Origin of the sequence: Rhodococcus sp. HNM0563 (genome assembly GCF_012726195.1) — a bacterium.
GTDB lineage: Bacteria > Actinomycetota > Actinomycetes > Mycobacteriales > Mycobacteriaceae > Rhodococcus.
Map to the genome: position 1 here is coordinate 26,752 of NZ_JAASAF010000011.1, position 25,863 is coordinate 52,614.

The following is a 25,863-nucleotide window of genomic DNA, read 5'->3' on the forward strand; positions in this document are numbered from 1 at the left end:
TGGATCAGAACGTGAAGATCGCGTCCCTGTACTCGAATCCGGGGCTGACTTCCATCACCAGATCCGTGGGGTCTGTGACGCTGTAGGCCACCTGGAACTCGGATTCCCGGCCCGGGAGTATCACGGTCGTCGGGGTCTCTCCGATGTTGCTCGCGGAGTCATAGATCTTGCTTGCTTCGCGGTTCCCGCTCTGCAGGGTCGTCGTGAAGAGCGCGGGGTCATAGTTTTCAGGCGACCCGTTGACGATCGTGATGGTGAAGGTGATTGCCTGGTCGCCAGGGTTAAATCCGGCGGCAGTTCCGCTTGGTGCGAAGGGCTCCGGCATCCCAACCGTGACTGCGAGACCGTTCCTGAAGGTGAATCCTTGTCCGAACTTCGCCGTCGCTGGCTCGTCGGAGGTAGTTGCTGTCGAAGCTGCGTCTGGGCGGTTGACGCCCGTTCCTGCGTCAGGTGTGGATTCGCCATCGGTTTGGCTGCAGGCGGTGAGTGTCGCCACCGCAACCAGTGCGAGGAATCCGAGTTTCCGGTATGGCATCTCAATCCTTGAAGTGTGATTTGGAGCACATTCCTGTTGATGGTGTCGATTTTGTTTCTCCAGGTGTTACGCCACCCGCGCCGGCATGACCTACGGTCCACAGAACGTCGGTGGCTCTCAGTAGGCTCCGTTTCGAGCAGGAGAGGAGCGGTGATGACGACCGAGACCATGCCGGGTGAGGCCATCGTCATCGCCCCACCGACCGCCACAGCAGTCGGCGGTAGCGAGATGTCGACACCGCCGGTCCTGTCCCCCGAGGCCAAGGCCCGCATCGTCGCAGCGCTCGAACAGCGTCACGCTCCGTCGACTGCCCGCAACTACCGGCAGGACTGGGAGAAGTTCACGGCCTGGTGCTCAGCCCACGGCCACCTCTCCATACCGGCGCACCCCGCCGTCGTCGCCGACTACCTCACCGAGTGCGCTGACCTGCGTACCGAGACCGGTGAACGCGCCTACTCGATGAACACCCTCGCCCGTTGGGTCGCCTCGATCAACTACTGGCACCGCGCCGTCGACCACCGCGCCCCCGGCGAATACCAACTCGTCAAAGACACGATCGCCGGCTTGCGCCGCACCTACGCCGCCGCTGGCGACCGCCCGGTCAAACGGGTCGCCCCGCTTGAGCTCGCCGAGATCGAGCACATCGTCACCACGCTGCGAGCGCAGGCATCGACCTGGCAGGCCCGGATGCGGGAGCGTCGCGACTCCGCACTGCTGCTCCTCGGATTCCTCGGCGCGTTCCGCCGCTCTGAACTGTCCGACCTGCAGATCCGTGACGTCACGATCCACTCCAGGGACGGCCTCCACATGCGGGTCCGCCGCTCGAAGACCGACCAAACCGGTCACGGCCTGGTGAAAGCCGCCCCGGTCGCCCTCACCCACACCGTGTGCGGACCCTGCACCTACCGCCGCTGGCTCGACGTACTCGCCGCCCACCAAGCCGACGGCCGACCCGGCATCATCCGACTGCTCCGCACCAGCGACGAACCAGCCGGCCACGTCTGCCACCTCCCCCACCCCGACCTCGCCGACGTCGACGTGCCGGTGTTCCGGCCGATCCGAGTCAACGGCAACCTCGCTGACACGGCACTGTCCGGGCAGGCCATCCACGCGGCCTACCGCAGGGCTGCCCAGGCCGGAGGCCTCTCCCCTGCGAAGATCGCCCAGCTCGGCGGCCACTCCGTCCGCGCCGGGTTCGTCACCGAAGCACTCCGCAACGGCGCCCAACCCCACGAAATCCAACGGCAGACTGGGCACGCCTCCCCCGTCACTGTCGGGATCTACGCCCGCGAGCACAACCCGCTGACGGGCAACGCTGTCACCCGCTTCGCCCGCTGACCGAAAGCTGTTCGCGAGCTGCTCGCCGCAGACCAGCACTGATCAGAAAACGCCGGTGAGCTGCCCCGAGACAACGGGGGCAGCCCACCGGCGTTTTTCCGTGGCGAGGCTCGCGCGGGCAGCCGACTACGTGCCGTACACCAGGGCCGCGATGGCGAGCACCGCCACCACAGGTGATCCGAACAGCAGTGGGAACTCCTCGACGACCCGAATCCGGATGACCCCCCGGTAGGAGAGGAACCCGAGCACGAACGCCACGACCGATCCGACCAACAGCAGCCACCACACCGGGCTCAGCGCACCAACCAGGTCCGGGACGAACGGCGGCGCCTCCGGCTTGATCTCGGGAATCTGGGCTAACGCGGGGGTGACAGACATGGAACCTCCGAGGTGGTGCGGGACCGCTCGATCGGACCGCCGAGCATGACGCTGATCTTCCCCTACGTCTTCTCCACGTGTTTCTCTCGTCAGAGATGGTGGTTAGCCTGGTCCAGCAGGTCGGATCAGAACATCGGCATCTGTTGGTCATCGACCGCGCGACGGCGTCCTGGCTGGTGACGCCGAGCCTGTTCGCGAGGCGCCGGCGCAGGCTCCGGCGTTGGATGAGGATCGGTCGTTTTTCCGGCGGACCAGCGTGCACGCGCAGCGTTCGCCCCGATCCCGGCCGCACCGCCTATCTGATCCCATGTCATCCCCGCGCGCAGAGCGCGCTGTACGTCCAAGGCCGGATTCATGCCGGCGAGGTGCTCGATCGCGATCCGGGTAAGCAGCCGCGCCTCGCTGTCGTCCCGCAGCTGGTCCGCCGAGTGGGCGCGGGCAGGGCCGATCGCACTGTCCACGATCCGGTCGAGCAGCACGTCGACCTTCTCCGCCAGCAGGTCAGCGGCGGCGGCGAGACGCTCGCGGTCGGCCCAGGGCTCACCCATGTCGGCAGTGTAAGCATCGGAAACGGCGCCTCGCATGAGATAGCGAGGCCAGCCGGCGGCTATCGGAGGAGGAAGCTGCGCGCAGTCGTCAGCGTTGGCTCGACGACATCCATCGCGTACACGTTCCAGTGCGAGCTGCCCCAGTTGTACGGGGCGTGAGCGGCGGGGTGACTGAAGTTCGCGATCGCGGTGGCGACGCCGGCGAACTGGGCGTACTCGAGCTGCTCGTTCGCCGGATCGATCCGCTCAACATGCTTGAGGTGCGGCGCGATCAGCGACCGAAGTGCCTTGCTCTGCAGGATCACCATGGTGGGCTCGAGGATCCGGACCGTCGCCGCAAGGTGCGGCAGGCATGCCCGGTCCATCGCCGGCACCTGCGCGGCCTGAAATCGGCGGCCCTTCGCCGAGTCGACCGGCCGCACCGCCGAGCACAATCGCTTGTTCACCAGGGCATAGCACTGCATGACGTGCTGCGGCACCGGGTCATTCGCCAGCGGTAACAACTCCCCAGCACGGTCATCGCCCAGGCCGCGGCCGAACGCGGCGCGCAGTGCACTGGTGGTGCCGAGCATGTGCGCGTGGCGGGCGCCGAACCTCGTCCCGATCGCTTCGTCCTGCTGAAGTCGCCGCGTCTCGAGGGAGATGTGCCGGTCCGGGCGCCCCATCTCCATGCCCAGCACCAGCACTCGCAGGGGGACGCCGTCTTCGAACATGTCGTAGTGCAGGCCCACGTGAGAGAGCTGTCCTTCGTAGAAGTCGGCATCCTTCTTCGCGGCCGCACTGCCACAGGCGGCACTGGATCGGCAGACGAAACCGCCCGCACCGAACACCGACCTGGACATGTACTCGTCGAGCTCAGCGATCCGCTGACGGGTCTGCACCGGGTCACTCGTGAACTGAGCCATCTGCGCAACCTACCGACGGCCGCCCAGCACCCAGCCCGACTCACGGATTGCCGTGCTGAAACACCTCGACCGGCCCACTCCTACGTTTGCCCCAGACCAGCACCGACGACCAGGAGAACACCATGACGACCCACTCCGACAGCCCCGCCACCGTCGCGCACATCGAGATTGCGCCAGCCGAGCTCACCCACATCACAGGCGCCGTGATCGTCGGCGCCCACGACGGCCACGTCCGCGTCACTGGCACCGTCGAACTGTCGGACGTCATGCCCAGAATGTTCAGCGTCGAGACCGAGGCCGGAACCCTCTACCTCGACCAGGATTTGCCGGTCACGATCGTCAACCCGACCCTCCAGTCGAGCGAGGACCGCGACGACATCGAGGGCCTGGCTCACACCGTCGGCCTGCTCAAGGCGTCTTGACCCCCACGACCAGCACATCGACTCGCCCCGGAAGGAAACAAGGACCGCAGTGACCACCACCGCAGTGACCACCACCGCTCACATCAACGAGGCCGTCTACATCGACCCGCGCGCCGGGAACGACAAGTTCTACCGGACCTTCACCTTCGGCTCCGCATGGGTTTCCCAGTACGGCCGAAACGGCACCCTGGGCACCTTCACCAAGATCGTCGAGACCGCCAGCCCCGAGGCGGCAGTGAAGGCCGCCGCCGCCAAGTTCGCCGGCAAGGTGAAGAAGGGCTACGAGCCGGTGCGCTCGGGTGGCGTCGAAACCAGCACCGTCATCACCGCGGACAACCTCGCGGTGCTCGATACGCTCGTGGAGAGTCTGCACAAGGGCGACGCCGTCGGCATCGTCACCGAGCCGGTCACCGCCGTCGAGATGGATACCCGCCGTGAAGACTTCACCGCTGCCGCTGTCGAGGCACTGACCGCCACCTCGTTCCTCGGGGAGCCCGCGGTCGCCGAGGACACCATGCCCTCCCTGCCGGTGCGACCGATGCTCGCCTCCGTGCAGCCCGCCGAGATCGTGGCGGACGCGATGGACTCCGACGACTGGTACGCCCAGTTCAAGTACGACGGCGACCGCGTCGTCATCGAAATCGACAACGGCGAGATTCGCGTCCTCAACCGCCAGGGGCAGGCGAAGGTCCGCAACGTCGGACCGTCGCACCTGCATCCGTTCAGCGCCTTGCACTCCGGGCGCTGGGTTTTCGACGGTGAGGTAGTGGGACGCACCCTGGTGCTCTTCGACCTCATCGTCGCCACCGACGGCATCAACACCTGGGCGCGCGAGTCCATGGCGTTCCCGGTCCGCCACCACACGCTCACCATCCTCACGGAGGTGCTGGGCATCCCCGCCGTCGACAAGGCCACGGAGGGCAGCCCGGTGGTGCTCGCGCCCGTCGCGGTGACCGCGCAGCACAAGGCTGACATGCTCGAATCCGCTGTGGCCGAGCAGCGAGAAGGCATCATCCTGCGCCACTACTGCGGGACATACGAGTCCGGTCGCCGCTCGACCATGCTGGTCAAGCACAAGCTCATCAAGGACGTCGACGTCGTCGTCACCGCCCTGCACCCGGTGAAGGACTCCGCGGAGCTCGCCGTCCACGACGCCGAGGGGAACCTCGTCCAGGCCGGTACCGCGTCCACCATCGGCAAGGGCGCAGTCGAGGTCGGTCAGGTCTGGGTGGTGACGTTCCTGTACGTCACCAACCCCGAGCACCCGCGGATGGTCCAGCCGCGCCTGATCCGCCAGCGCCACGACAAGGCCCTCACGGAGTGCCTGCTCGACCAGTTCGCCGACGCAGGCACCAACAAGGCCGTCTGACCAGCACCCCATCGGCGTCAGAAGCCCCCGACACCACCCGGTGCCGGGGGCTTCCTGGTGCTGGCGGGTGCGCGCGCCCCCCTCAGCGAACCGGCCGCAGCTGCCCGAGCTCGGCCCGCCGAGTCCCGTCCGGATCGGCCACCATGAGGTAGCGAGGTGACCAGCGCAGATACGGTCGGCCGCTCAAAGTGTCCTGACACCCCGCACGACCTGCGTATCGGCCCGTCCCCTGGCATTCCGCGGGAGGCGGGCCGACCCGGTGCTCACCCCGGCTAGCCTTCCCAGGTGACCGACAGACCCATCCTCACGCCGGACCAAGGCGATGCGAGCATGACGCCATGACGAGCTCCTACCCCCTCGGCGACCTCGTGCCGGCCATCGCGATCGGCGCGCGGTACAGGTACGACTGGCAGCTGTTCGCGGACTGGTGCACCGCGGTCGACGCGCCTGCGCTACCCGCGGACCCGCTCACGATTGCGATGTTCCTCGACGAGCACCCGGCCGCGACGGGAACCCACCGGCGGCGTCTGTCCGCGATCAACACCGTCCACACCCGCTCCGGTTACACCGCGCCCGGGACCGCGCACGCGCTGCGGGAACGCCTGACCCGCCGCACACGACCGCGTCCGGATCTCCGGGACGCCGCCGACGAGGTAATCCGCCGACTGCCGACCACAGGCTGGCCCGGGGGCCTCTTCGGCCGCCGCGACGCCCTCCTGCTCACCCTCGCGTGCAGGATGCGACTCTCCCCCATCCAGATCGGACGCCTCAAACGCAGCGACGTCACCTTCGACGGCCTCACTGTCCGCATCCCCAACCACGGCATCGTCGTCGACCACGACCCCGACGAGTCACCGCGCACCGACCCGGTCGCCGTATACCTGCGATGGGCCCGGCTGCAGGCCTTCACCGACCGCACCCCATCGAACCGGTGGCTCGGCGAGTCCCTCACCACCGCCACCCCGGTCACCGACGACACCGTCACCGGTCTGCAGCTCCTCCCCCCGATCCGACACAACGGGCCGCTGCTGCCGTCCTTCGACAAATGGGGCCACGCCAACGTGGGCCAGGCCGGACTGTCCCGGCGCGCAATCACCCGAATCCTCACCGCACACCTCACCGGCGGAACGCGCACCCGCGACCAACGCGCAGTGAAGTTCTTCGACGACGGCTGGGCCGATGCGGTCGAGGACGTAGTCGAATCCATCAGCGACGACGAGAACACCACCACCGATCCTGTCGAACCCCCAGAGCTGTCCAGCGAAGAGATCGCTACCCGCTACGAAGCCGGCCTCGCCGCGCGCCGCGGTACCGCCGAAGCGATGGCAGACCTTGAGCCGACCTTCGACGACCTCGACGACCGCACCGACGAACTCTTCGCCCGCATCCAAAAGCTCCTTGACATGACGACTGAGAACCCCTGATTCCACATCGGTGGAGGAGATTCCGACGTCGCCGTACAGTGCCAAAGCATGGCTGCCCGGTGGGATCATCTTGACTTGCGTGACGACCTCACTGCCGAATATTTCCCACCGATCGAGGGCACAACGCCCGACACCCCGGGAACCTTGTGGGGTTACGTGAGTGGGTATGGCGCCGGATGCGCAGTTCCCTTGGAGACATGGGTGGCTGTCGAAGACGGCGCCGCGGTCGGAATCCTGACGGTCCACGTTCGCCCAACAGCTCCGTCGGACAGGGGACACGATAAGCACGCCGTAGTCGATCTTGTGGCGTCTGAGGAAGGCTCTCGCAGTGGTCCATTCCTGGTGTGTACGGCGATCCAACAGCTGGAGGAGAAGGGCCTCCGGCTCTACAGAAGTGGGTATGCCACACCAGCGGGCTATCACCTTCTCAAGGAGAAGCTGAACCTCCTTGTTGACCCGAATCGCATTTACGAGGCCGCGGCAGAAGCGGGTGCCGAACCCGATTACGGGTTGGATCCAGGACCGGCGTACGTCGGATCGGCGGAGAAGAAGCAGGAAAAGCGGGTTCTGTCGAATCTCAAAAGGGCTCGTGAGCTCCTGGCCTACCGGCGGGGCGAGCTGCCAGACCCCGCCGTATAGATGGCAGGTATTTCGCGCGGTAGGTGACACGGCCGATGGTGGAGAAGGCTCTCTTTACCGTCTGCGGCCATGAGGGAGAAGCGGTTCGAGACCGGGCTGGCGCACCTTCGCGTCTACGTCGCAGAGCATGGTGACGGGCACGTCCCACGATCTTGGGTTTGTCCGGACTGCGGGTTCGCTCTGGGCAGCTGGGTTGCCCACAAGCGGGCCGCGATCCGTGCCGGCAGCACGACCCTGACCCTGGACCGCCTCACCCAGCTCAACGACGCAGGCTTCGAGGCCCGCAGCCCTCGCGGTGTCCGCGGCCCCACCTCGCTGCACCAGCAGCAGTGGGGACAGGGCCTCGACCGTCTCCGGACGTACGTCGCCGCGCACGGCAACGCTGACGTCCCGCGCCGCCACGTCACCGAGGATGGCTTCGCCCTCGGCATGTGGGTGCAGTCGCGCCGCAAGGAACTGCGAGCCGGGAAGCTCACCGCCTCGGACCGCCTGGAGGCACTGTCCAAGCTCGGGTTCATGGAGCACTCCGACCGCCGCGGAGGGTTCGCCGCACCCGGCCGGAATGCCGCCGCTGAAACAGGTGGAGAAGCGGTAGGCAATTATGGAGACACGTCGAGGCAGAACTTGGCGTAACAGACAACGGCACTGTTTTCCTCCCCTCGAAACAGTGCCCCGCCGGTCACCGCGCTCCTCCCCTCACCGCGGTGACCAACACGGCCCGGGCTCGCGTCTCCCTCCCCTCGACGCGAGCCCGGGCCGCACTCATCTCGACGCTCGGAGGGGCCGCTTCCCCTACTTGACGCCTGGCTGATAGACCCGGGCAAGCACCAGCCCCAGCACAGACAGCGCAAGGAATCCAAGCCACACCGGGGCGGCGGACGGGACCGTCAAGACAGAAATGAACAGCCCGCAAATCGACACAACCAGCAGGCTCGACCACACCACCGTGCGGACCGTAACCATGAACGCGGCCCTTGCGGCACGAGCCGCGCGGACCTGATCGATACCCGCCACGAAGTCCTTCGCGTGCTGGTTGACAGGGAACAAATTGCCGTCGGAGGTATAGGCGAACAAGCCGATCCCGTGCTCGTCTGCGTACCAGACGGCGTCCTGCGTGTACGGCGAAGGGGACAGCAGCTCCGCGAAGAACAGCATGTCCTTGGAATGTTCTGCGCCCCGCGCCCCGTACAAGCGTTGCAGATCCGGCCGCCCCACCTTCGAATGCATCCACTTCACTTGAGCGACTGCACGGCGGGCAACGACGTCGACGCCCCCGTCAGCGCCGCGCCCGGTCACCCTCGCATCCGGGAAGCCCATATCCCTCATCTGTGACGCCGCGAACTGCTCGGCGTCCTCTGGAGTGGTGATGTATCGGGACCGAGAATCCATGGCGCGACCTCCGGATCTGCCGACACTGTAGCCACTCGTAGCACGCATTCAGGTCAGATCAGGAGCCCAAACTCTGCAGACGTTGCAGCGTTCGCGGACGCATCAACCACTCCTCGAACTCCAACGCAGAGTCATCCCGCTCCCACACCTGCAGCCACTGCCGCCACACCCGATACGAGCACCGCAGCGACGGCGGCAGCGTCTTCTGCGACAGCGCGTACCGCACCCCGTCATCACGGCCCTGCGCCGGCCGCACCACCATCGGCCGACCCTTCACAGACCAGTCCGGAGCCTGTCCGGACTCAAGGAAACCAAGGTCCGCGAGCAACCCGTCATCCCACCCACCGACACTGCGCCGACCCTCCAACTGCATCTGCACATCCGGGGTGACCTCCCACAGCACCTGCGCGATATGACCGGCCTCGATCGACATCTTGTAGCCCCGCAGCACCTGCAGCATCCGCCACCGCTCCTTGTGCGTGATCTCCATTTCCACGGCCACAATCCGCCCACCGACAATCGCCGTGAAGTCCGGCCAATGCAGCTCCCCCGCCATCCCCACCGGCACCCCGAACCACCGCGCCCGGCCCTTCCCGTCAACCGTCGGCGACACCGTCACACCGGACTCGTCCGCCGCAGAAGAACCCGCCACCGCCACACCCACGAACCGCGCGAACGCCTCCGCCGCCTGCCCACTGTCATTCGCGCGTTCCACCGCCCGCATCTGCCGCTCGGACACCACCCGCACCCCACGGGCACGCATCCGCAGCGCCGCCTCCGCCACCAACAACCGGTGCAGCATCCGCTCCTCCGACGGCACCAACGCCCGCAGCTCCGGGAACCCCGGGGCCGCCGCGGCCGCCATCCCCGCCGCCGTCGGATACAACACCGTCCCCGCCCACCGAAGGTTGTCGGACCGCTCCAACAGCCCTGCCTCCCGCATGTACTGCACCCGCTTGCGCGCCGTCTCCCACACCCCGCCATAGAAGTGTTCGGCGGCGTGCCGAAGCGTGATCGCACCGAACGCGCCGGCGAACTCCAACAACTGCTCATCCCCCGGCGTCCGACGCCACCCGTGCCGCCGCACCGTCCCCGACGACATCCCCTGATTCCCCCGCCGAGCCGCCGCCGCCCGCCGCTTCCGCGTCATCGGAACCCGGTATCCCGCCCCCGAACCAGACGCCTTCTCCACGTACTCCGGCACCGACACCACTCCTCACATCACGTCCAACGCGCCAGCCCCAGACCCCGCAGCCACACCAGCCACAAGGCCCCCACCAACGCGCCCCCCACCCGGGGGCTTACCGCGCACACCCCATCACCCGCCTTCTCCACCTGAAACACTTGCGAAAAGCCCCCACTCAACCCCCGCCGACCACCACCACTCACCTCCACCCGGGGGTGTCGCGGGTTCCACTGGTCTCGTGCCTCGCCGGTGGAACCCTGCTGCCCCTTGTGGGTGTCGGTGCCCGCGCGGTGCGTGGGGGTCACCCCTTTTGGGCGGCCTTGGTGTGAACCCTGGGTTCCTCGCTCGCTCGGAACGCTGCGTGGTTCACGGGCCGCCCGGGGTGAGGACCCCCTCGCACCGCGTGGGTTTGTGGTGGTCGCCTCCGGGTGGGTGGTGTCGGCGTGACGCGGGGTTGCCTGTCGGGTCAGCCGGTGGCTGCCCCTGAGGTCAACCCGTGTGCTGGCGCAGGTGGGGTGGTGACCGTTCGGGGTCGCGCCGGAGGCGCTGCCGGGTACAGCCGACGGTCGGTCTGCCGGGTTGGTGGTCTGTGCTGGGTTGCGGGTGACCGCCTGCCGGCGGTGGGCCTCCGGCCCGATCGTGCGCACCTCACCTCGGGGCGCCGTACCCGGCTCGGTCGGACCGCGGTGATGGCGCAGGTTTCCCCTCTGGGCTGCCCTCGGTGGGTGACTGCCGGTGTGCGGGCTGCCCGCCGGGTGACCTCGGGCCGACCGACAGGTCGACCCGCCGCCCCGACCACGCTTGGCCGCACGCTTCCGTTCGAGGGCCGCCCCAAGGGGTCACCCCGAACCCGACCAGCAACGAGACCGCCGGCCAACCCGGGTCTGAGCGGAGCGAACCCCCACGGGCTTCCCCTACCGGCCGGCACCACCAGTGAGCCGCCCATGCAGCCGGACACCACACCCCGCCGACGCGAAGGCCACCCCACCCCGCCCGGCACACGAGGATGCGCCGCTGAAATCAGGAACCCGACCCCGCCGGAATCGCGCCCTGCAGCGACCACCGCCCGGCGACAGACCTCCACCCCGACCACTGGCCGCCGAGCCGACCTCCAGCACTCCCAAGCGAACCCACGGTCAACCCCAAACCTGCCCACACCCCAAACGGCAGCAGACCGCCGATCGCGCCGGAGGCGCCCCGCAGGCCACCCCTGCCCAACCCAGCCAGGCACACGTGGATGTGCCGCTGAAATCAGGAACCTGACCACGCCGGAATCGCGCCCTGCAGCGACCACCGCCCAGGCGAGAGTCCGGCGACCCGAGCGGCACCAGTGGCGCGCCGCCCCGAGAACGAACCACCCAACGACCAACCGCGAAGGTCAACCCCGGCCCCCCCTGCCGGGCGGCCGGGAGCCTGGGGAGCCGGCGCCCTCAACCCAGCCCACGGGCTGGGTTGCCCGGCCACCCTCCGGGTGACCGGGACGGGCACCGGCACCCCAGGACGAACACCAACCACGGCGACCACCTCCCACCCAGGGGCACCCGCACACCCCGCCACCACCCGTCAGGCGGCCACCCCACCCACCACACGTGGCTGGGTTTTGGGCGCGCGGTGCGGGCGTGGGCGGTGGGGTGTGTGGTTCGGGCACCCGGGCGGTGTGTCTATGTATTGTGGACGTAGACATAGTTTCGGGAGTCGAGAAGGCGGTGCTGTCCGTGAATGCGGTGGTCACAGACTCGGTGCGGGAGCAGGCTGCAGCCTTGGATGCGTTGCGTAGCGCTCATGCCCGCGAGAGCGACGAGCGTGGCCGGCTCGCGATGGCCACCGCGGTGACCGGTGCCGCGTTGGTGCGCGCCCGGGAGATGGACATCCCGTGGCGTCAGTGCCAGGAGGCTCTCGGCGGGATCAACCGGGCCGCTGCGAACGTGCGGTGGAAGAACGCGCGGGAGCGAGCCGCCACCGGGGTGGATTGGGACTCCTCCCCCGATGTGCTGTCCGAGTTTGCGGACCGCTGGGGCGGCGATCGTCCGCTGCGTGAGCTCCAGGCCCTCGAGGTCGCTGCGGAGTGCGGTGCCCGCCAGGCCGGCGAAGTGGAGCGAGCGGCGTGTGAGGCGGAGCCGGGCCGCCGGGACTACGAGATCGACGACCTCGTCGGTCGCACGGTCGAGGATGCGGTCGAGGCCGGGCGCCTGGCGCTGGTACGCGCGGCTCGCAGCGGTCCGGTCCCCACGCTTGAGGCATGGCGGATTGTGTCGGAAGCAGCTGCAGCGTTCCGCCCGCTGTGGCGGCACACCGACCGGTGATCAGCCTTGCGGCGCGGTGACACGCCGACGGGCCGGTGGCGGGTTCGCCGGTGGTCACCGCGTGTTCCCCGTACGCTGAGATCGGTCACGCCGCCCTCCGTGGTGGTAGCGGAATCCGATCGATCGAGGAATCCGACCGCTGTCCGCCCCCGCGGACGGTGGTCGCGGGGTTGTCGTCCACGTGCCTCTGGTGGTCGCCTGGACGCGAGCGTGACGACGGGGCCGGCTCCTTTTCGAGGAGCCGGCCCCGAGGCGTTTCCGGACCCGACGCGGGTGTCTCCCTCCGCCGCCTCGTGTCTCCCCGGGAGACCGCTGTCCAGCCAGGTCGCAGGGCATCGCCGGCGGTATGTCCCGTCGCCGGACTCTCGGGTCTGCAACAGGCGGTGAACCGGCTCGGTCCACTCGTGGCCATGAGCACTCGAACAGGCACCAGCGACCTCGCCTTCGCGTTCGCGGCCGCACCGCTTCCGGCAGTTCTCGGGATCGGCGCGCTTGCGCTCCTCGGTCTCCTCGCGCTGGGTGTCGCGCTGCACCAGCCGCGGTACGCGAACCTCGGCGCTAGAAGCTGCCTCTGGCGCCCGCTGACGGGCTCCGCCGCAGTCCTCGCCGCCACCGTGGCGGTCGCGTACTGGCTGTTCCCGTGAGAGCTTCCCGCTCCCGCCTGAGCGGAGGGCTCGACGAGGCTCACCTGCTCTCGCCGGACCCCGGTCGGCGAGGGGTGTCTCCTCGGCTCGGTCGTGTGGCCTCCGAGACCGCTGTTCGGCCCGCAGGCGGCCCGGAGGACGCGAAACGCGGCACGCCCTCTGAGCGCTCCGCTCCCCCTTTCTGGCACAGGAACCCCAGATTGGCTTTTTCGTCCGCGAGCGTGGCTCTCAGGCGGCAAAACGGGGGTCTCCCGTTCGCGTTCGGGACCCCAGATCTCCGATCGACCCGGAAACGCGTCAGCGAGCCGCTGACGCGTCGAGGACGCAAATCGGGCCCCGGGTCCGTCCGACGCCGTTTCGGGCGCCAGCGGGCCACGCAGGCATCCGCAGGCCCCATCCGGCGCAGCCCGCCAGCCGACCAATCGCGGCCAAGACGATTCGACGCCACCCGAGCCGCCCCGGTCGCCGACCTCGGGTCCGACGAGTCGCCCGTCGCCCGTGCCGCACGACTCCTCCGCGCCGCACGACTCCCCCGCGCCGCACGACTCCCCCGCGCCGCACGACTCCCCCGCTCCACACGACTCCCATGAGCCGTGCATCGCAGGGGAAACCCCAGCGCCGCACGAAACCAGGGTGACCCCTGGGATACACGCAACACGCCAGACACGCGATACACGCAATACCCGGGTAATACACGAAACACGCGACACCCAATGGGCACGAGACCGGCACGAATGCAGGGATACGCGCGAAACACGAGAACCGAGCGCCACACGTGGGCCACGCGCAAAACGCGAAACACGGGATACACATGAAACCCGCGCACTCCCCAAATTGCGCGAACTACCCGACACCCAAGACACACACGCCACACGCCAGAACCCGGTATCCCACGACACACGAGATACCCGCTCAACCCGAGTACGCCGGACCGCACTGGAAATGCGCGACACCCGCGATACCCGCCTACACCTCCCCTCCCCCGCCCCACCCGGATCCCGCGAAACACGCGCCCCCCGGCATTGCCCGGACTCCCCCGAGACCCGGGACACCCGCTTCACCCGCGCACGCCCGGACTCCCCAGCTCCGCTCGACTCCCGCGATACCCGACAACACCGGCTCTCACTGGAGACGCGCGAGACCCGCGATACCCGTCCGCACCCCCGCTCCCCCGCCCCACCCGACTCCCGCGATACCCCTGAAGCCCGCGACTCCCGCGAGTCACATGACTCCCCCACTCCCATGACCCCCGCGAGACCCCACCAACACAAGACACCCGCGAAACCCCAAGTACCCGCGAACCCCATGTGGCACGCGATTCCCCCGATGCACGCGTTCCGTGCAATACCCGGGCAATAGGGGTACTGCGTGAAACACGAGAGTCACACGAAACCCCACGTCAACCGGTAAAAAGGGAACAACTGGAGACACGCTCAACCGGGACAACACGCGAAACGCACGACCAACGCGACACCCAAGAATCATGCGGAGCTTGGGAACAGTGGGACACCCACGTCACACGCGATACCGGTGCAGCCCAACACACACACGAATCGCCGGTCACCCGCTATACCCTTCGAATACGCGATACCCGGAACCCACTGGTATAGCGGAATACCCGGCCAACACGTGCCACACCGGTCACCCAACGAACACACCTCACACGCGATACCCGAACCTGACGGGAAGAGTGGGTAACACGAGACACCCGCGTTACCCGGAGAGGGCGTGCCACCCACGAATTGCGGGTCACACGTGACCCCCGCAGTACCCGACTGATCCATGCCACACCGGTTATCCACGGAACCCTTGTCACCCGCGAAACCGGGGAAGCGAGGGCGACACGCGAGACACGAGATACACGTGGCATACCCGATACCAGTGGTATGCGTGATACCCGTGACCAGCATGGAACCAGAGAAATGGGGGAGACACTCTAAACACGCGCATCACTAGAAACCGGGTGGACACACGAGACACGCTGTCCACGCGTTACCCTTCAACCACGCGAACCTCTCCAATCACGGGAGTCACGCGCTACCACCGGACCCTGTGACACACGCGGATCGCGTGGAGAACCCGCCACCTACGGTTCTCGCACCACATCAACCACCAGAACACGAGGAGCTGCCGTGCAGCCTACGAATCTCGTCGCCCCCTCGCGTCGACACAGCGGGGGAGGGGTCCGATGAGCCTGACCCCTGCGGAACTCAACGCCGCACTCGACAAGTCCTGCTCGATGACCTCTCAGAAGGGTGGAGTCGCCAAGACCACCACCACCGCCCAGTACGCGAAGTTCCTCGCGAACGTCGGTGTGAAGGTCCTGATCGTCGACGCCGATACCAACCGCAGCATGACGGTCCTTACCGGCACCGGGCCGACTGTCGAGGACCCCGTCTCGATCGCCGACCTGATCAAGTACCCGACCGAGCCCAGCATCGTCGCTCGCGCTGCGCACCTGGCTACCGAACCGTGGCAGCCCGACACAACCCGGCCCTGGAAGCTCGGGGGAGCGCTCGTACCCGGAGGATCGGTTCATGTTGTGCCCTCACCGGGCGCAGCGCTGCAGGAGATCGCGGACGAGAAGCCCGCAGCCGCGCACTTGCGATTGTGGAAGGGGTTGCACGAGTCCGGACTGTCCTCGGACTACGACGTCGTGTTGATCGACTGCCCACCCTCGGTGGGGTCGACCACGGAACTCGCGATTCTCGCCTCCGGATGGGCCATCTTCCCGGCCCACCCGGAACTGCTCGGCACGGTCGGGTTCGCTGACGGCGTCCGAGCGGTCCAGCACTTCGCGGAGGCCTGGCGTCATCCGCTCGCAGTGGCAGGCGTCGTGGTCACCAAGGTCAACCGCACCACCGAGCACCGCATCGGAGTCGAAGGCACGGTCCAGTTCGTGAATGGGACCTGGCCTGACTCCGGCTTCGACGCCGACGATCCGCGGGACGCGTTCGCATCCGGGGTGTGGGCGCCGGCTATCAACGAAGCCGCGTTCGTCGCTGCTGCCAACGGTCGTGGCGAGTCTGTCGCCGACGCTCTGCCCTCGATGTTCACTGCAGCGGGGGAGCCGAAGATCAATACCGACTCGCAGTTGCGCCTGGTGTCCGCTTACATGCGGCACGCACTCAACCTTCTCGCGCTGCTCGCCCCGGAGCGGTACGAGGACACCATCGAGAAGCTCCAGAACGAACAGCTTCCTCAGGTGATGCGTGAGGTCCTGTTCGAGAGCCCGCTCAAGTTCACCGTCGAACCCGACGAAGACGACCATGTGCCGGCCGCAGACGCCGGTGGAGATGAAGGTGCGGCGGTTGCCGTGGCCGTTGCAGAAGGAGTTCAGTAATGGCGAAGATGACGTCAGGTCGACCCGATCGCTTCGGCGGCGGCACTCCGCCTCCGGCGTTCGTTGGCGCAACGGCACCTGCAGCAACGGCACCTGCAGCTGTCGAGCCCTCGCTCACTGCCGTCCCGGAGACGACGCCGGTGGCCGAGACTCCCGCACCCGCGCCGTCGGAGGTCGAGGAAGCTCCGGAACCGAAGGCCGCTCCGGAACCGACGAAGAAAAAGAGCACCACGTCGCGTAGCAAGCGGGTCGTCGAATCCACCAACAGCGAGGTCCGTCGCAAGTACGTCGAGTGGGACCAGTCGATCGAGGACGAGTTCCAGGACGGCTGCGACGACTGGTACGGCGACCGCGACCGCCGTGAGCGCAAGCGTCGCCTTGGCCGCCGCCCGTCGGACAACGCCATGGTCATCGCGTTGATGCGCCTCGGTCTCGAGACGATCGCCAAGGACCCGAAGGCCAACGATCGGCTCGAAGATCTGCTGCCGGTCGACGCACGGCGCCGCCGAAAGTCCTGATCCCCCTATATATAGAGCGCGGTATCCCCGGGACGACCACGTGTCTCCCGGGGATACCGCTGTCCGGGTAGGGGAGTGGTGCCCTACCACCCATACCTATCTCTGCATCGAGCTCTGCATTGAGCGAGGCCTATCTCTATAGGGCGCTGAAGGCGGGAGCGGTTGATTCCTCTAGTTGAGGTCACGCATCGGATCTGCGCAGGTCACAGCGCCGTCGAAGGTAATCCACGTGACGCGATCGAGCTCACCCGAGCCTGCGAGCAACGGTGTCGCCAAGGCATACCCGTTGAAACGGATCGATCGACGGTCGGGACTGACGATCACATTCGGCCCCCGGCCCCCCATGGCCCAGGAGGCGTGAGCCTTCCATCCAGTCCCCGTTTCATCTACCCACCCGAGGAGCACGGATGGACTGTAGGGCGGTCGATTGCTTCGCGGTTTCGGCACTTCATACTCGGCCTGCAAACCGACGTTGAGCGACTCGAAGACACCATCTTCGTTGGCGGAGTAGCCCCAACCCGTCCCGCTTATAGGCGGCGGATCTCCAACGGTCTCGCAGTGCGCGCTGGTCGGCGCCACAACGCCTTGCCAGCCACCAGCTACTTGTACGTGCGCTCCCACCGTTTCCATGAACTCCGCCGGTGGCATCGGTAAGGCGGCAGGTTCGTCGATCGTGCCCCCGAACCTGACCTGCGGCTTCTCATGTGGAACGGCTGCGGGCGTAGGAGAGGGAATGGTCGAAGTCTGGGTGGCCGTGCTGCTGGTGGGCGGGGAGGCTACTGGTGCGGTGGTGGATGCCCAGCTCGGTGTGGCGACGGTGGATGGAGCCGACGGCGCATCGGCGGTTTCCTCCGGGGACACCGAAACCTCTGGTCCGCACGCCGCGGCCATCACCGTCAGAGCTGCCAGAGCCAGCATCCGTCGCATCGCACAGTCCAATCGGAGGTGGGGAAGGAGTCTCATTCTCACCCGGCACAGTCACCGGGGCGGTTTCTACGCTGGGTGAGAGTCGGAGCATTCGCATCGTTGGTGGAGCCGAGAGGACGCGGCCTTACGAATCTCCCCGTCTCCCCGGGAGACGCCTGTCCGCCTCCGTGGTCGCAGGAGAGAAACCCGCCGGCGGGGGACACGTGCCCGAAGGTTCGTCGAATTCCTCGTGGTCAGCGCCGGTGGAGAAGCGACATGGTCCTATGTCGCGACCACCACGCCCAACCACCCAGGAGGACCGCGATGACCGAGACGATGCCCGCGCGATGGGACCGCGCAACGGCGACCACGCTCGCCCGTCTCCGCGAGACGACCGGCCGCCCGGTGAGCTTCCTGGTGACTCAAGCGGTCCTCCACGCGACGAATGACGGAGCCAATCTGACCAATTACTTCGCCACCCCCGCCCGTGGTGACACCGTCCGCACGACCGTCACCCTGCACGGCGACGTCGCCAGCAAGCTCGACTCGATCGCCGCAGCACATCCGTCGGCAAGAGGAGTGCGCAGTAGATACGCCGTGGTTCGGGCCTGCGTGCGATGGTGGCTCGACACCGACCTCGATGACCTGTCCGCTCGCCTGGGCGGGCAGTGGCTCCGAGTGGAGGCGCGTCGTGCCTGAACCCCGTCAACTGCGGAGACCGCGCCGGACCACCAGCGGCCCCGGCTTCGTCCAGATCCCCAAGACGTTCGAGAAGCAGTGCCTGGCCGACGAACTCACCCTCGAAGAGATCGGACTGCTCACCCTCGCGAACACCCATCCCGAGACCAAACACGTCGGCGTCCTCTACCGCCCGAACGAATGGAACGACGTGTTCGGCGGAACCAGTCACGTCGGGCGACTCCTCGACAACCTGCAGGCCAAAGGAAAGCTCGCCCTCGATGGGTACTGGGTCCTCATCCGCGGCTGGATGCCCACTCGCGGGTTTCGTCAGCCGAAGTACTTCTCCTCTGGTCTGTACAGCCTTGTGCACCAAGTCGACTCACCGCTGCTCCGGATGGTGATCGGATCCGAACTCCTCGGCCTGCGACTGTGCGACCAGACGCCCGCGGACCTGGAGAAGAACCGGATGTACCAGTACGCCTCGGAGTACTGGGAGGAAATCACCGGCTGCCCTTTAATTCCCGCCAGTTCGATGACCGGCGACCTCCTGCGGCCCCCGGAGGAGATGCTCGATCACCTTGCTGTGATGCCCGGCGCGGAAACGGCATTCAAAGGCCTCACATCGCGGTCGTGGTCCGTGATCGACGAGCCGCTGCGTGCCCCACTGCAGCGCTCACTGTTGTCCCGGTTCGGAGACAATCGGTTCGGGCATCTCAACAGCACCCGGCTCGGTTGACCGGCTCTGTCCGCTGCACCGTTGCATGAACGGCGGGCCCGCCACTGGTGAGCCCGCCGAGCTATATCCACGGCCGGTGGCTCCCAACAACTCCCGAGCGTCCGGTACGAGACGGTCAGCGCAGCCCACCACCGCCGCAGCCGCCGGCCGATTTCAAGGGAGTTGCCCATGCCTGCCACTCGTTCCGCAGAACGCACTGAGTTCCTCACCGATGTCTTCACTACCGCGATGGAAGGCGGGGTCTCGTACTGGGCATCAGTGCTCGAGTACAGGCACACCGAGTCGCCGCGGGCGGTGCTCGTTCACACCGAGGAGCTCATTCTCGATCACGAGACCATGAGCTGGGTTCCCGGTCCGGACGCGGAGGAACTTATCGTCGATCTCGATGTCGTAGCGCGAGGGATCAGTCGAATCGTCAAGGGAGAGGTCGACTACTTGCCCGAGACGCATCGCGCGCGGATCGCCGCCGCCAGCCGGGAGAACGACATGATGCCGGCGGATGGCCGACACGGTGACATCGACGCGGGGATCGCCGAGCACGTCGTGCAGGCAGCACTGTTCGGTGCGATCGTGCACGGTTGAGCATTTGGCTACGACAGGAACAAGCCCGTCCCGATCACGTCGGGGCGGGCTTCGTCGTGGGGTCGGAACTACCTTCGCAGGACGGGATTTCGAGCTGTCCACGAAAGGGCTCGGCGGGGCATTTGTCCGGTATTTCCGGTGGTGTAGGGGTGGTGTAGGTCTGCCATAGGGTATGCCGATTTCCGTCGGCCCCGATCTGGCATAGCCCTGCCATACCCAATGCCGATTCAGATAATTCGGACAGTCATGGGGTATGCCATCCGCGCGATGAACGATGGGTTCCGGAATCATCACCGCAGGTCAAGCCACACGCTCTGGAACGACGCTTGTGTGGCGTAGGGTATGCCGCCCAATCGGTCTGGCATAGGCGTGGCATAGGGGTGGCATACCCATGGCATACCGCCTATCGCGCGAATAAGAACTGAGATATAAGAACTACTAGTGGTCACCTTGGGTAGGTGGGGGGTGTGGGGGGAGGGGCAAATTCGCGACGAACCGTCGCCACACGAACGCGACCTGCGGCCAGCTCGACGCTGCGGACCCCACGAACCGTCGCCAGGCCGCAGGCCCGCTGTCCCGGCTGACGCCGGGACACCCAGACCGCCCCGCCTCTCAGACGCTCTGAAACCCCGATCGGGCACAGGAAACCCACCCCGCACCCTCCAGGCGCTCCACGGCCCGCACAGCCACACGGAACACCACCCACAGAACGCATCCCCAGGCGTCCATTTCCCAGCAGCTCGCCACGTGGTCCCCAGGCGGACGAGTCCTTCGCGGACACCGGCCCTGCCCGCCTCCGCTCGCACGCCCTCACCGCAGCAGGCAGCACGCCCGAGCCCGGTCGGCCACAACAGGGCTCGAACGGGACGCCGAAACCACTGGCCACACGCCTATTTCACCGCCCGACTGGACTGGAGAAGCGAAACCGTAGCCTTTCGCGCACCACCACGACCACCGATCGAAAGGCCCGGTATGCACACCCACGCAGCCGCGGACACCGAACTCGCCGCCGTCGTCTCCGCAGCGGTCGCAGCTGCCCTGCCCGCCTTCATCGACGCTGTTACCGCAGCCGTGCTGTCCGACCCTCGCCTCACCGTCCGGCAGGACGGCACCGCCGGCGCGCTCGCACCTGTGGATGCCTCTGCAGCTGCCGATCTCCGGGCGGTGCTGGCCGCCAACCCGAAGCACCAGCCGACCGACCCGGACGCGTGGGTTGCCACGGTCGCCGAGCACTACCCGGCCGCTGCGACCGCACTGGAGTGGGCGTGGTCCGAACGGTGCCCCACCGACTACTGGCGGCGCCTCCGCGGCGCGCCGGGCACCGCCAGGAACGCAGGGCGCAGCACGCGAAGCGAACTCGACCAGCTGCTGTCCGAACACTGCCTCGCGACCACTCGGGCTCACGCTGGACTCGTCGCCGACCTCAGCGCTGCAGTCGAGACTGTGCGGGCCGCGATCGCCGAACGGCACGCCCCGAAGGTGACCTACACGTGGCGGCGGAACCTTCTCGCCGCCGCCCACCTCGCCGGGGACGACCTCGGCAAGGCCGTCGCCGTCATCAGCTGGTGTCTGCGCACGCGCCCGCACTGGCAGCGCACCATCACCCAGGCTCCGTCGAAGTCCGCCTTCGAGAAGATGTTCGGGGACTGGCGCGCCGATGGACAGGACTGGACGATCGCCGATGTTGCCGAGCCCGAGATGGCTGAGCAGCTGCGCGATCTCGGACGGACCTGGTCCCGGTACCAGAGCGAGCATGGGGGAGGGGCACCTCCGTCCGTGCCGCGCACCGGCCGCAACCTCCACCGCGCGCTTGCAGGCGACGGCATCGAGGCGGTTCCGGCCGCCGAGCTCGCTGCGCTGATGCGGTGGTGGTTCGACGAGGGCAATGCCCGCTTCCACATCAGGGACGCCGATTTCCCAGCTCCTGAGGTTGTGTCCCGCGCGCTGCTCGCCATGCGGACCTCCCGCACCGCAGTTCCGTCGAACGGCGTCGCTGCCACCAACACCGCCGCCTCCGGGGTACGCGCCCACACCGACCTGAGCGAACTCGAAGGATTGGCATGAGCACACCCAGTAGCCCACGCAGCGTCGCTGCGATCCTCGGACACGTCACTACGATCGAGGTTCCGTGCCGGGACTGCGGTGCCCCCGTCGCGCGCCCCGCACAGCTTCCCGGCCGCCCGGACGGCTGGCGCGACGCTGTCCGGTGCCGGGCCCATGCCGCCGCAGCGGGCGTCGACGCAGCCTCGGCCCGGGCCGCCTCCGTCCGAGATCGTGACCGCCAGAACTGGTTCGACACGGTCCGCGCATTCAACGCGGTCGCCGGCTACGAGCACGCGAGCGTCGACGAGATCGACTCCACCAAGACCGCTGTCGCGTGCCGTCGCCTCATCGACTCCCATGCCGCGGCTGATCCGCACAGCGGTCATCGTGGTGGCATCGCGTTGATCGGGCCGACCGGGATCGGCAAGACCCGCGCCATGTTTTCTGTCGTCAATGCGCTCGCTCCCGGCCGCCGCGCGCTCGTCGGCAGTGAAGACAGCGTCCTCGCCGTCGACGTGCCGCCGTGGGAGCTCTCCGCCGCGATCACGACCCGGATCACCGGAGTCGAAGTCCTCGGCATCGACGACGTCGGGGTGTCACTGCGCCGGCCCGACGAGCGGATGCTCGCGTGGAAGGCATTGGCCGACGCGGTAGCCCGCGCACCGCACCCGGTCACGGTCGTGGTCACCACGAACCTGCAGGGGTGGACTGCGCTGACCGGTTGGGTTGGTGCGCAGGCCGCGTCGCGGTTGTCCGGGTGGATGCCGTTGGCGTCCCCGGGGTGGACCGATCGCCGCACAGGTAGAACGCATGAGCAGTGGCGGAACGACCTGCTCGCCGCCCAACGATCCGAGGAGCGAAACCGATGAGCCAGACCGACATCGAACTCCCCGAGGCACTCGAGATCCCGGCCCGCGGTTGGTTGCGGGGCCTGTTCGATCGCAGTGCTCCGGACCTTGCTGCGCAGTTGGAAAGTGCGGTCGCGGCGATCCGTTCGAGTCGTCGACCCGAGTACGTGGCGGTGTTCGGCGGCAAGGGGGGAGCGGGCAAGACGACGACCTCCACAGGTCTCGGGTCGATGCTCGCCGCGGTGATGCGTGACCGGGTGGCGGTTGTCGACTCCAACCCGGACAAGGGCACTCTGCGACTGAAGTTCCCGACGGGGCAGTCCGCGCTGCCGCTGCAGCAGCTCGCCGGCTACACCGAGCAGCTCCGCAGCTACGCGGATCTGCGGCCGTATCTGCTGTCCAACGAGCTCGGCCTCGACGCGCTCACCTCGACCCGGCACCGCGACATGGCCGCGGACGGTGTGGTGTACGCGGAGATTCTCGACTTCCTCACCGCCGACTACCGGATCGTCGTCGCCGACTGCGGCACCAGCGCAACGTCCGATGTGGCCCGTGAGGTCCTGGCCCGCGCGACGCAGTTGGTGGTCGTCACGCCGGCCCAGATCGACGGGTTCTACGCGCTGCTGGAGACACTCGATGAGCTGGTCGACATGCGGCACGCCAGGCTGCTCGGAGATGCGGTGGCGGTGATCAACGGGATCCATGAGTCGACCTCGGTGGACGTCGACAAGATCCACGCCGACCTCAAGCGGCGCGTGCGGGCGGTGCGCCGCATCCCGCACGATCCGCACCTGGCGGCGGGCGCGGCGTTCGACTTCGGCCAGCTGCAGCCGGAGACGAAGGTGGCCTACGCGGAACTGGCGGCGACGGTGACGGCCAGATTCCGGTAGCCGGCCGCGTCGTCGGCGCTGCAACAGTGTCGGTCCCGGTGGGCAGGGTTTGTGATGCGTGAGCGATCCGCCACGTGAAGTCGAGGGGGAGGGGTAGGCGATGTCGGGGGAGTTGAATCGACAGTTCAAGGAAGGGCTACCGCGGCGGCGGCGACCGTGCGTGGAGTGCCCGTGGCGCCGTGATGTCGCGGCGGGGAAGTTCGGGCGGGACCGTTTCGATGCGCTGGCGGGCACCGCGGGAGGCCCGGGGCGTGAGGCGGGCGTCGGCGCTCCGATGTTCGCGTGCCACAAGTCGCGGGAAGGCTCCGACAAGGCGTGCGCGGGGTGGCTTGCCACCGTCGGGGCCGACCATCTCGGCGTCCGGATCGCGGTGGTACGCGGGGATCTCGACCCCGCGGAACTGCAGCCCGGTGAGGGGTGGCCGCTGCTGTTCGACAGCTTCGAAGAGATGGCCGCCGTGCAGGCCGCGGCCGATCCTGTGTTCTGCGAGACCGGAACCGGTAGCGGTACACCGATGATCGAGGCCAGGGAAGGATGACACGAGCGATGAGCAGATTTGTTGGCCAGAGTGCGGTCACGCAGCGGTATGCGTTCTGTGAGCCCGTCACCGCTGCGGCGATGGGCAAGATCCACCTTCGGTCAACCGAGGGGCACCCGGGTTCGCCCTCGGGTTTGCCCGCCGGAACGGCGGCGCTGTGTGGCCGTGACCTTCGGTCCGGGTGGGATCTCGAGCTGATGGCCACCGAGGAGTCCATCGCAGAGGCTGGACGACCGCGCGCCACCGACGGCCATGTGTGGTTGTGCAGCCTGTGCGCTGAGCAGTACGCGAGGCAGGAGCGTAGCGATGTCGCCGACGTCTGACGTGTTGGGTCCGGGAGTTCCGGAGGTGCCGGGTATCGCGCCGGGTGTGACGTTCGGGTGGGTTCCGGGGCTGATCGGCAACGAGCCGGGCGTCGTAGTCGAAGGAATTCCTGGGTTGGTGGGCGGCGGTCCGGGCATCGTTGTCGGTGGGGTGATCGGATTCCCAGAGTCGGCGAGCGCCATCCCGGGGATGACGGTCGGCCTGCCGCCGGGGCCGATCGGTGTGGGCCTCGGTGACGTGGCCCTGTGGTGAGCGACTCGTCGGATTCGGTGGCCATGTTGTTGCTGCTGTCCTCGGTGGCATCGGGGTGTGCGGCTGTCGGTTTGGTGTTGATCGTCGTGACCTTGCTGGGCCGTCGTTCGCGGACTCGGTCTTGAACGTGCGTCGGATGCCGGGTGGCCCGGAGCCAGACCTGTCTGGTGCCGGTTCCCGTTCTTGGGCGGTGCATAGCCGGCCCGGCCGATCGTCGACCGCGACTTGCGGCACGCCGGGATGGGCGAGCGCGTGGCGATTTTCATCTCGGCAGTTCAGCACCGTGCACCAGTAGCGAAGTCTGCAACACACGCTGTACGCCGGCGGCATCGTCGGTTGCAGCAGTTCTCACCGACACTCTGGAGTACACGTGAACGCAGACAATCGAATCCCCGCCAGCTCCCCGTGGGGTGCTGTTCAGTACGGCAGCGTCGTCGCCGACGGCATCATCACCGTCTCCACGGCCGGACATGGGGGTGTGCGGATCAGCCCCGAACGGTTCAAGCAGATGCCCGCCGCACTTCGAATCGGACGACGGCGCTGGTTCGAGGAGGACTGCGAAGCCGCTCTCGTGGGACTCGCATTCGCCGACGACCTTGGGCTCGACGATCGTCGCCGGGCTCAGGTTGCGCAGTCGGTGGCCGACTGGTTCCCCACGAAGTGGGAAGCGCACTTCGGTCGCACGCTCGAGCCGGGGGAGTCGAATCTGCGGGACAAGGAAACCTTCGAGGCAGCCACGGCCGACCAGTTCGTCGCCGACAGCGCGCTGGGGGACTGGCACGAGGACGTCCCGGCAGGAATGGTCGGTGTGACCGCACTCCGCCGCAGTGACAACGTCCGCGGCAGGTTCCTGGTCGCCCACGACCGGTACTCCCAGCGCCACCGGTTCGGATACGTGATCGACGAGGCGGTCGACGTGGTGTGGTCGTCCGCACCCAAGCTCGCGGCGTAGTCGTCACCGGACATGGGTCGGCCCTCGGGGGGAGAAGGCACTCCCCGGGGCCGACCCGTGTCGTCTCCATGAAGACCCCGGCTGTCCGCCCGCTCCGTTGATCCCCGCCTGCGGTGCTGCGCTGCAACACCCGCGATCCCCGCTCGCGAACCTTGCGTCGACCAACAGGC

The 25,863-nt window shown here is 67.6% G+C and carries 28 protein-coding genes; 21 read left to right on the top strand and 7 right to left on the bottom strand.

All coding sequences use genetic code 11. The annotated features are described in order from the left end of the window. Positions 1–4 precede the first annotated feature (4 nt). A complete protein-coding gene (locus HCA61_RS21955; protein WP_169690328.1) occupies positions 5–496 on the bottom strand; it encodes a hypothetical protein in 492 nt (163 codons plus the stop codon). A gap of 192 nt (positions 497–688) precedes the next feature. Between HCA61_RS21955 and HCA61_RS21960 the strand changes: the two genes are divergently transcribed. Next, a complete protein-coding gene (locus tag HCA61_RS21960; protein ID WP_240960005.1) occupies positions 689–1,873 on the top strand; it encodes a tyrosine-type recombinase/integrase in 1,185 nt (394 codons plus the stop codon). A gap of 126 nt (positions 1,874–1,999) precedes the next feature. Here HCA61_RS21960 and HCA61_RS21965 read toward each other — a convergent pair whose 3' ends face one another. From HCA61_RS21965 to HCA61_RS21975, 3 genes are all read right to left on the bottom strand, one after another. Further along, positions 2,000–2,251, bottom strand: coding sequence for a hypothetical protein (locus tag HCA61_RS21965; RefSeq protein WP_169690329.1), 252 nt, complete (start codon positions 2,249–2,251; stop codon positions 2,000–2,002). Between the two features lie 125 nt (positions 2,252–2,376). Then, positions 2,377–2,799, bottom strand: a complete 423-nt coding sequence (locus HCA61_RS21970; RefSeq protein WP_169690330.1) for a hypothetical protein — start codon at positions 2,797–2,799, stop codon at positions 2,377–2,379. A 59-nt stretch (positions 2,800–2,858) separates the two neighbouring features. Beyond that, positions 2,859–3,704 carry a hypothetical protein gene (locus HCA61_RS21975; RefSeq protein WP_169690331.1) on the bottom strand — a complete coding sequence of 282 codons (846 nt, stop codon included), beginning with the start codon at positions 3,702–3,704 and terminating at the stop codon, positions 2,859–2,861. Positions 3,705–3,826: 122 nt separating this feature from the next. On the opposite strand from HCA61_RS21975, the gene HCA61_RS21980 reads away from it, so the two are divergent. From HCA61_RS21980 to HCA61_RS22000, 5 genes are all read left to right on the top strand, one after another. Beyond that, positions 3,827–4,126 (top strand): hypothetical protein, encoded by a 300-nt coding sequence (locus HCA61_RS21980; protein ID WP_169690332.1) that lies wholly within the window; start codon positions 3,827–3,829, stop codon positions 4,124–4,126. A gap of 49 nt (positions 4,127–4,175) precedes the next feature. Continuing rightward, entirely contained in the window at positions 4,176–5,495 is a 1,320-nt protein-coding gene (locus tag HCA61_RS26910; protein ID WP_169690333.1) for a WGR domain-containing protein, read from the top strand. Positions 5,496–5,833: 338 nt separating this feature from the next. Beyond that, positions 5,834–6,919 (top strand): hypothetical protein, encoded by a 1,086-nt coding sequence (locus tag HCA61_RS21990; RefSeq protein ID WP_169690334.1) that lies wholly within the window; start codon positions 5,834–5,836, stop codon positions 6,917–6,919. A gap of 48 nt (positions 6,920–6,967) precedes the next feature. Next, positions 6,968–7,558 (top strand): hypothetical protein, encoded by a 591-nt coding sequence (locus tag HCA61_RS21995; protein ID WP_169690335.1) that lies wholly within the window; start codon positions 6,968–6,970, stop codon positions 7,556–7,558. A gap of 69 nt (positions 7,559–7,627) precedes the next feature. Next, a complete protein-coding gene (locus HCA61_RS22000; RefSeq protein ID WP_169690336.1) occupies positions 7,628–8,191 on the top strand; it encodes a helicase associated domain-containing protein in 564 nt (187 codons plus the stop codon). A 159-nt stretch (positions 8,192–8,350) separates the two neighbouring features. Here the strand turns inward: HCA61_RS22000 and HCA61_RS22005 are convergent, their stop codons facing one another. Together HCA61_RS22005 and HCA61_RS22010 are read right to left on the bottom strand one after the other, a co-directional pair. After that, positions 8,351–8,947, bottom strand: coding sequence for a restriction endonuclease (locus tag HCA61_RS22005; protein ID WP_206040454.1), 597 nt, complete (start codon positions 8,945–8,947; stop codon positions 8,351–8,353). A 58-nt stretch (positions 8,948–9,005) separates the two neighbouring features. Further along, positions 9,006–10,049 carry a hypothetical protein gene (locus tag HCA61_RS22010; RefSeq protein ID WP_169690338.1) on the bottom strand — a complete coding sequence of 348 codons (1,044 nt, stop codon included), beginning with the start codon at positions 10,047–10,049 and terminating at the stop codon, positions 9,006–9,008. Between the two features lie 1,754 nt (positions 10,050–11,803). Between HCA61_RS22010 and HCA61_RS22015 the strand changes: the two genes are divergently transcribed. The 4 genes from HCA61_RS22015 to HCA61_RS26040 all read left to right on the top strand — a co-directional run bounded on the left by HCA61_RS22015 (position 11,804) and on the right by HCA61_RS26040 (position 16,941). After that, the gene (locus HCA61_RS22015; RefSeq protein ID WP_169690339.1) at positions 11,804–12,436 is read left to right on the top strand and encodes a hypothetical protein; all 633 of its coding nucleotides are present in this window, start codon (positions 11,804–11,806) and stop codon (positions 12,434–12,436) included. A gap of 410 nt (positions 12,437–12,846) precedes the next feature. Beyond that, positions 12,847–13,080, top strand: a complete 234-nt coding sequence (locus tag HCA61_RS22020; RefSeq protein WP_138846041.1) for a hypothetical protein — start codon at positions 12,847–12,849, stop codon at positions 13,078–13,080. A gap of 2,188 nt (positions 13,081–15,268) precedes the next feature. Next, a complete protein-coding gene (locus HCA61_RS22025) occupies positions 15,269–16,423 on the top strand; it encodes a ParA family protein (RefSeq protein WP_138846040.1) in 1,155 nt (384 codons plus the stop codon). Continuing rightward, complete coding sequence (locus tag HCA61_RS26040) at positions 16,423–16,941, top strand: hypothetical protein (RefSeq protein WP_206040455.1); 519 nt, start codon at positions 16,423–16,425, stop codon at positions 16,939–16,941. The genes HCA61_RS22025 and HCA61_RS26040 overlap by 1 nt, the downstream gene beginning before the upstream one ends. A gap of 171 nt (positions 16,942–17,112) precedes the next feature. Here the strand turns inward: HCA61_RS26040 and HCA61_RS22035 are convergent, their stop codons facing one another. Further along, the gene (locus HCA61_RS22035; protein WP_169690340.1) at positions 17,113–17,265 is read right to left on the bottom strand and encodes a hypothetical protein; all 153 of its coding nucleotides are present in this window, start codon (positions 17,263–17,265) and stop codon (positions 17,113–17,115) included. 409 nt (positions 17,266–17,674) lie between these two features. Between HCA61_RS22035 and HCA61_RS22040 the strand changes: the two genes are divergently transcribed. The 11 genes from HCA61_RS22040 (at position 17,675) to HCA61_RS22090 (ending at position 25,693) form a co-directional block, all read left to right on the top strand. Beyond that, positions 17,675–17,947, top strand: coding sequence for a hypothetical protein (locus HCA61_RS22040; protein WP_169690341.1), 273 nt, complete (start codon positions 17,675–17,677; stop codon positions 17,945–17,947). A gap of 224 nt (positions 17,948–18,171) precedes the next feature. After that, on the top strand, positions 18,172–18,546 hold the full coding sequence (locus tag HCA61_RS22045; RefSeq protein WP_169690342.1) for a hypothetical protein: 375 nt from the start codon (positions 18,172–18,174) through the stop codon (positions 18,544–18,546). After that, positions 18,539–19,264, top strand: coding sequence for a hypothetical protein (locus HCA61_RS22050; protein WP_169690343.1), 726 nt, complete (start codon positions 18,539–18,541; stop codon positions 19,262–19,264). The genes HCA61_RS22045 and HCA61_RS22050 overlap by 8 nt, the downstream gene beginning before the upstream one ends. 168 nt (positions 19,265–19,432) lie before the next feature. Beyond that, positions 19,433–19,846 carry a hypothetical protein gene (locus HCA61_RS22055; RefSeq protein WP_169690344.1) on the top strand — a complete coding sequence of 138 codons (414 nt, stop codon included), beginning with the start codon at positions 19,433–19,435 and terminating at the stop codon, positions 19,844–19,846. Positions 19,847–20,818: 972 nt separating this feature from the next. Beyond that, a complete protein-coding gene (locus HCA61_RS22060) occupies positions 20,819–21,910 on the top strand; it encodes a hypothetical protein (protein WP_169690345.1) in 1,092 nt (363 codons plus the stop codon). Next, a complete protein-coding gene (locus HCA61_RS22065; RefSeq protein WP_169690346.1) occupies positions 21,907–22,758 on the top strand; it encodes a hypothetical protein in 852 nt (283 codons plus the stop codon). Before HCA61_RS22060 ends, HCA61_RS22065 begins: the two co-directional genes overlap by 4 nt. Continuing rightward, positions 22,755–23,627 carry an AAA family ATPase gene (locus HCA61_RS22070; RefSeq protein WP_169690347.1) on the top strand — a complete coding sequence of 291 codons (873 nt, stop codon included), beginning with the start codon at positions 22,755–22,757 and terminating at the stop codon, positions 23,625–23,627. The genes HCA61_RS22065 and HCA61_RS22070 overlap by 4 nt, the downstream gene beginning before the upstream one ends. Before the next feature lie 100 nt (positions 23,628–23,727). Then, on the top strand, positions 23,728–24,165 hold the full coding sequence (locus tag HCA61_RS26490) for a DUF6283 family protein (RefSeq protein ID WP_240960014.1): 438 nt from the start codon (positions 23,728–23,730) through the stop codon (positions 24,163–24,165). 8 nt (positions 24,166–24,173) lie between these two features. After that, positions 24,174–24,488 (top strand): hypothetical protein, encoded by a 315-nt coding sequence (locus HCA61_RS22080; protein ID WP_169690348.1) that lies wholly within the window; start codon positions 24,174–24,176, stop codon positions 24,486–24,488. Further along, complete coding sequence (locus HCA61_RS22085) at positions 24,472–24,741, top strand: hypothetical protein (protein WP_169690349.1); 270 nt, start codon at positions 24,472–24,474, stop codon at positions 24,739–24,741. The genes HCA61_RS22080 and HCA61_RS22085 overlap by 17 nt, the downstream gene beginning before the upstream one ends. Before the next feature lie 370 nt (positions 24,742–25,111). Next, entirely contained in the window at positions 25,112–25,693 is a 582-nt protein-coding gene (locus HCA61_RS22090; protein ID WP_169690350.1) for a hypothetical protein, read from the top strand. The last annotated feature ends 170 nt before the right edge of the window (positions 25,694–25,863 follow it).

What these genes read in the sequence shown, in the direction of transcription:
- HCA61_RS21960 (WP_240960005.1), top strand. Translation starts at nt 689, where the DNA reads ATGACGACCGAGACCATGCCGGGTGAGGCCATCGTCATCGCCCCACCG.
- HCA61_RS21965 (WP_169690329.1), bottom strand. Translation starts at nt 2,251, where the DNA reads ATGTCTGTCACCCCCGCGTTAGCCCAGATTCCCGAGATCAAGCCGGAG.
- HCA61_RS21970 (WP_169690330.1), bottom strand. Translation starts at nt 2,799, where the DNA reads ATGGGTGAGCCCTGGGCCGACCGCGAGCGTCTCGCCGCCGCCGCTGAC.
- HCA61_RS21975 (WP_169690331.1), bottom strand. Translation starts at nt 3,704, where the DNA reads ATGGCTCAGTTCACGAGTGACCCGGTGCAGACCCGTCAGCGGATCGCT.
- HCA61_RS21980 (WP_169690332.1), top strand. Translation starts at nt 3,827, where the DNA reads ATGACGACCCACTCCGACAGCCCCGCCACCGTCGCGCACATCGAGATT.
- HCA61_RS21990 (WP_169690334.1), top strand. Translation starts at nt 5,834, where the DNA reads ATGACGAGCTCCTACCCCCTCGGCGACCTCGTGCCGGCCATCGCGATC.
- HCA61_RS21995 (WP_169690335.1), top strand. Translation starts at nt 6,968, where the DNA reads ATGGCTGCCCGGTGGGATCATCTTGACTTGCGTGACGACCTCACTGCC.
- HCA61_RS22000 (WP_169690336.1), top strand. Translation starts at nt 7,628, where the DNA reads ATGAGGGAGAAGCGGTTCGAGACCGGGCTGGCGCACCTTCGCGTCTAC.
- HCA61_RS22005 (WP_206040454.1), bottom strand. Translation starts at nt 8,947, where the DNA reads ATGGATTCTCGGTCCCGATACATCACCACTCCAGAGGACGCCGAGCAG.
- HCA61_RS22010 (WP_169690338.1), bottom strand. Translation starts at nt 10,049, where the DNA reads ATGTCGTCGGGGACGGTGCGGCGGCACGGGTGGCGTCGGACGCCGGGG.
- HCA61_RS22020 (WP_138846041.1), top strand. Translation starts at nt 12,847, where the DNA reads ATGAGCACTCGAACAGGCACCAGCGACCTCGCCTTCGCGTTCGCGGCC.
- HCA61_RS22025 (WP_138846040.1), top strand. Translation starts at nt 15,269, where the DNA reads ATGAGCCTGACCCCTGCGGAACTCAACGCCGCACTCGACAAGTCCTGC.
- HCA61_RS26040 (WP_206040455.1), top strand. Translation starts at nt 16,423, where the DNA reads ATGGCGAAGATGACGTCAGGTCGACCCGATCGCTTCGGCGGCGGCACT.
- HCA61_RS22040 (WP_169690341.1), top strand. Translation starts at nt 17,675, where the DNA reads ATGGTCGAAGTCTGGGTGGCCGTGCTGCTGGTGGGCGGGGAGGCTACT.
- HCA61_RS22045 (WP_169690342.1), top strand. Translation starts at nt 18,172, where the DNA reads ATGACCGAGACGATGCCCGCGCGATGGGACCGCGCAACGGCGACCACG.
- HCA61_RS22055 (WP_169690344.1), top strand. Translation starts at nt 19,433, where the DNA reads ATGCCTGCCACTCGTTCCGCAGAACGCACTGAGTTCCTCACCGATGTC.
- HCA61_RS22060 (WP_169690345.1), top strand. Translation starts at nt 20,819, where the DNA reads ATGCACACCCACGCAGCCGCGGACACCGAACTCGCCGCCGTCGTCTCC.
- HCA61_RS22065 (WP_169690346.1), top strand. Translation starts at nt 21,907, where the DNA reads ATGAGCACACCCAGTAGCCCACGCAGCGTCGCTGCGATCCTCGGACAC.
- HCA61_RS22070 (WP_169690347.1), top strand. Translation starts at nt 22,755, where the DNA reads ATGAGCCAGACCGACATCGAACTCCCCGAGGCACTCGAGATCCCGGCC.
- HCA61_RS26490 (WP_240960014.1), top strand. Translation starts at nt 23,728, where the DNA reads ATGTCGGGGGAGTTGAATCGACAGTTCAAGGAAGGGCTACCGCGGCGG.
- HCA61_RS22080 (WP_169690348.1), top strand. Translation starts at nt 24,174, where the DNA reads ATGAGCAGATTTGTTGGCCAGAGTGCGGTCACGCAGCGGTATGCGTTC.
- HCA61_RS22085 (WP_169690349.1), top strand. Translation starts at nt 24,472, where the DNA reads ATGTCGCCGACGTCTGACGTGTTGGGTCCGGGAGTTCCGGAGGTGCCG.